This is a genomic window from Luteitalea sp., assembly GCF_044337415.1.
In the GTDB taxonomy this organism is placed as follows: Bacteria; Acidobacteriota; Vicinamibacteria; order Vicinamibacterales; family Vicinamibacteraceae; genus Luteitalea.
On the sequence record NZ_JBIINP010000299.1, the window covers coordinates 1 to 4,009 of the forward strand.

Sequence of the window (4,009 nt, forward strand, 5' to 3'; positions counted from 1 at the left end):
CGCGCCGCATGCGCATCACGAGCGACTCGATGTCGAACGGGTCGCGGCCGATGATGTGCCGCGACGCCGCCTGCGCGTAGGCCTCGAGTGCGTGCGGGTGGTTCGGGATGCGCGACTCGCCCAGCCCTGTGAGCCCCTCGTCGGTGTTGACGCGGCAGATGGTGAAGTTGCGCCACTCCGTGCCGACGAGGAACGTCTCGATGTGCGTGACCTTCATCAGTGTCTCTCCGCCGGGATGCCCGGCGCCTTCGGGTCGCCGACCGGCGACATGATCGGCGCTGGCGCGCCGCCGGGCACCGGGTTCAGGGTAGCGGGTACCGGGGGGAACAGCGGATCCGTCCCCGTCTGGCGTGCCAGCAGCGCCAGACCGAGCTCGGCGCGACGCACACGTTCACGCGCCATGTTGATCGCGACCGTTTCCAGGTGCAGGCCCGACGGATAGATGTCCGGCGCATTGCGCAGCCCGAACTTGACGTACACGGGCGCCACCGATTCGATGAGCTGCGGAATCTCGTAGTGCCGGACGAACCCGCCGAAGCCGTCGGGCACCTCCACGTACACGTCGAGCGGGATGTCGGTGTGCTGCCGGATGGCCGCCAGGTGCGCCAGCGACAGGTCGGTCGGTACGTTGATCGTCGTGGCGCCCTCGTCGGCCAGCACCGCCACGGCCAGCGGGTTCGCCGCGGCGAGCTGCACGCTGATCTTGATCACGAGGTCCTCCGGCAGGTGACCCGCCTGCTTGGCGAGGTCGAGGATCCGGAGCAGGCCCATGTCGGCAATCAGCACGCTTCGCACCCCGAGCGCCGTGGCCCGGATCACATCGTCGAGCGCATACCGCACCTGGTCCTGCCCGCGGAGCTGCGCGCCGAGGGTGCGGCCTGCCGCCGACACGATGGTGGCGCCGGTGTCCCACGCGGCACGCGGGCCGACGAAGAGCGACAGTTCCATCCGCTCGGTACGGCACATGTCGCACATCTCGAGGATCTCGGCGTCGGTGAGCAGCATGATGCCCGAGCCCTGCGACACGCGATGGATCGGCACGTGACGCGCCTTCGCCTCCTCGAGGACGGCGGCGAGCACGCGCGGGCCCTCGACGCTCGGGATCTCGACGCGGTACTGCCCGCCGTCGGGAAAGCGATGCGGCGAGGTCGGCAGATCGTGGGCGTCGGTGGTGGGCAGGTCGAGCGCCCGCAGCAGGCGGGCGGCGGCGGATTCGGGCACAGGCATGGATCAGGCTCGTGGATCGAGAAGGACCTTGATGGCTGGTTCAGTGCGGGCGTCGAGCATCGCGAGTGCGGCCTCGACGTCGCGCAGCGGCAGGCGATGCGTGACCAGCGGCGACGGATCGATGCGCCCCTCGTCGATGAGGCGCACGGCGCGGCCGAACACGGCCGAGGGATACGCGAACACGGCCTCGAGGCGCGCGTCGCGGAAGACCAGGGGATCGAAGTTGAAGGGTGTGGTGCGATCGGACCCGGCGATGCCGAGCACGGTGAGTCGGCCGCCGCGCGCGAGGACGTCGGCCGCGGCCACCTGCGCCAGCGGATGGCCCGCGGCCTCGATCACGACATCTGCGCCACCACCGATCGCGTCGCGGATGCGGCGCGCCAGTTCGGCCGCCGGTGCGCACACGGTGTGCGTGGCACCGACGCGGCGCGCCACATCGAGGGTCGTGTCTCGAACGTCGGCGACGACGAGCTGCGCCGGGCGGCATGCGGCCGCGCACGCAGCAGCAAGGAGGCCGATGGGGCCGGCGCCGATCACCACCACGCGGTCGTCGTGCGCGATGGCGCTGCGCTCGACGGCGTGCAACGCGCATGCGGTCGGCTCGGCGAGGGCGCCGAGGGCCGTGTCCACGCGCTGCAGCGGGTGACAGAGGTCGACGCGCGCGGCGACGTACTCGCGATAGCCACCGTCGCGTGTGAAGCCGTACTCGTCGTAGTTGGCACAGAGGTGGGTGCGCCCGGCGCGGCACGGCCCGCACGCGCCGCAGAAGTGGTGGCCCTCAACCACCACGCGCGTGCCGGCCGGCAGGTGTGGATGTGCGCCGGAGGTCTCGGCCACCGTACCCGCCCATTCGTGACCGGGCACCACGGGGTAGCGCGTGAACGCGGCGTCGCGCGTGCCCTTCACGAGTTCGAGGTCGGACCCGCAGATGCCCACGGCCTCGACCCGCACCAGGACCTCACCGGGACCAGGCGTGGGCACCGGGTCGTCGACGAGGCTGGCCGAGCCGGGTCGCTCCACGCGATAGGCGCGCATGGAGCGGCATTATGTCGCACCGCAGGACGGCGCGCCCCGCCCTCGCGGCTCGTTCAGTGCGACGACGGGGCGCTTTGCGGTCCGAACACCTGCAGGTTCTGGATCGACCACGGCGGCGCCGCGTCGGGCGAGGCGGTCTGCGTGATGCGCAGGAACCGCGTGGACACCGGCGGGAACGTGATCGCCGTCGTGAGTCCGCGCCCCACGCCTTCCGCGATGGCGGGACTCCAGGTGGCCCCATCGGCCGACGTCTGGACGACGTACTGCCGCGGGTAGCCGACGATGGTGACCGGCTGGCCGGTGACGTCGGGCTGAGGAGGGGCTACCGCACGGGTGGCCCCACCGGCCGCGCCTGGCGGCGGCGCCGCCGGTGCACTGGCCCCCGCCGGTCCGGGCCTCGGGGGCGGAGGCCGCACGATCGCGGACGAGTCGAACTGCAGCTCGCTGACCAGCGTCGGCTCTGACAGGTCGACCTGGAACCACATGCCGGCCGCCTGCGGCACCAGCGACGTCCAGGCGCCGACGGCTGCGGTGAGGGCGCGTGCCGCCGTCTCGGACTCGTGACTCGCCGCCGCCACCCACGTCGGCTTCGGGGCAATCAGCTGTGGCACGACCGCTCGCAGTTCCTCGACCGTCCAGTTGCCCTGGCGTCCGCGGCTGGCGGCACGCACCCGTGCGACGTCGGCCGCGCTGATGAAGGCGGCGCGGTTGCCGAAGCTGTTGCGCACGAACGACGCGACATTGGCTATCCACTCGTCGCTCTGGTCGCCCATCGGCGCCATCACGCCACCGGGGTACGTGGTGCCCTCGATCGGGCCGGTGAGCCCGTGCAGCAGCGTGCGGATGGCGTAGTCCCGATGGCCGAGCAGTCGTGGCGACCCCGCGAGTGGCGGCGCCATCCGCGTGCCGGCTGGAGCCCCGGCCAGGGGCGCGCCCTTGCCATCGGATCCGTGGCAGGCGTAGCAGAGCTCGTCGTAGACAGCCTCACCACGCTGCAGCGCCTCGCGCTGCGTGGCGGTGACCACACGGGACGTGAAGCCGGGCGGCACCGGTGGCCTGAGGATCTGGTCGCCGATCTCGCGAACGCCCCGGGTCGGACGTGTCGCCTGCGCGGTCTTCACGATCGCGGCGAGGTCGGCCACCTTCCAGAGCTTCAGCGTGAGCATCGCCTGGATGACCACCGAGGTGTCCGCATCCTGGGTGAGCGCGCGCACGTCGGCCACGAAGGAGGTGTCGCCGGCGGTGAACAGCGACTCGCTCGCCCGCATGGCCTGGATGCGCATCTGCGGACTTGGATCCTTCAGGAACTCGCGCACGAGGTCGGGTTCGAGCGCGCCGAGGCCCTCGAGCGTCCAGAGCGCGTGGAAGCGCGCCACGAGCGCCGGCGCGGTCCGCGCCTTCTCCACCAGCGCCGGCACGACGCGGCGGTCCTGCCGCAGCACGAGCAGGCGCTGGGCCGTGTCGCGCCACCACCCGTTCTGGTGGTCGAGGTGTCCGACGAGGGCATCGACGCCCTCGGCAAGCATCCGCGGCCGCGTGAGGTCGGGCTGGTGGTCGTCATGCACCAGCCGCCAGATGCGCCCGCGCCGCACGACCTTGTCGAACTGGTACTGCTCGATCTTCTTGCGCAGGTACGTGCCCGGCTTCGTCCAGTTCGATTCCTGGATGATGCCGTGGTACATGTCCGCGACGAACACGGTCCCGTCGGGAGCGGTGGCGAGGTTCACGGGCCGGAACAACGGGTCGG

3 protein-coding genes and 1 pseudogene are annotated in these 4,009 nt (G+C 71.7%); all 4 read right to left on the reverse strand.

Features of this window, described 5'->3' with window-relative positions; all coding sequences use genetic code 11:
* Nucleotides 1-217 (reverse strand): annotated as a pseudogene (locus ACIRDX_RS21260) (mandelate racemase/muconate lactonizing enzyme family protein); the annotation flags it as partial.
* On the reverse strand, nt 217-1,227 hold the full coding sequence (locus tag ACIRDX_RS21265; RefSeq protein ID WP_396627435.1) for a U32 family peptidase: 1,011 nt from the start codon (nt 1,225-1,227) through the stop codon (nt 217-219). The gene ACIRDX_RS21265 and the pseudogene ACIRDX_RS21260, both read right to left, overlap by 1 nt.
* A gap of 3 nt (nt 1,228-1,230) precedes the next feature.
* The gene (locus ACIRDX_RS21270) at nt 1,231-2,262 is read right to left on the reverse strand and encodes a zinc-binding dehydrogenase (protein WP_396627436.1); all 1,032 of its coding nucleotides are present in this window, start codon (nt 2,260-2,262) and stop codon (nt 1,231-1,233) included.
* 53 nt (nt 2,263-2,315) lie between these two features.
* A partial coding sequence (locus tag ACIRDX_RS21275; RefSeq protein ID WP_396627437.1) for a c-type cytochrome occupies nt 2,316-4,009 on the reverse strand: 1,694 nt, incomplete at its 5' end.

Bases quoted from the DNA above. Each gene is read 5' to 3' on its own strand.
- ACIRDX_RS21265 (WP_396627435.1), bottom strand. From the start codon at position 1,227: ATGCCTGTGCCCGAATCCGCCGCCGCCCGCCTGCTGCGGGCGCTCGAC.
- ACIRDX_RS21270 (WP_396627436.1), bottom strand. From the start codon at position 2,262: ATGCGCGCCTATCGCGTGGAGCGACCCGGCTCGGCCAGCCTCGTCGAC.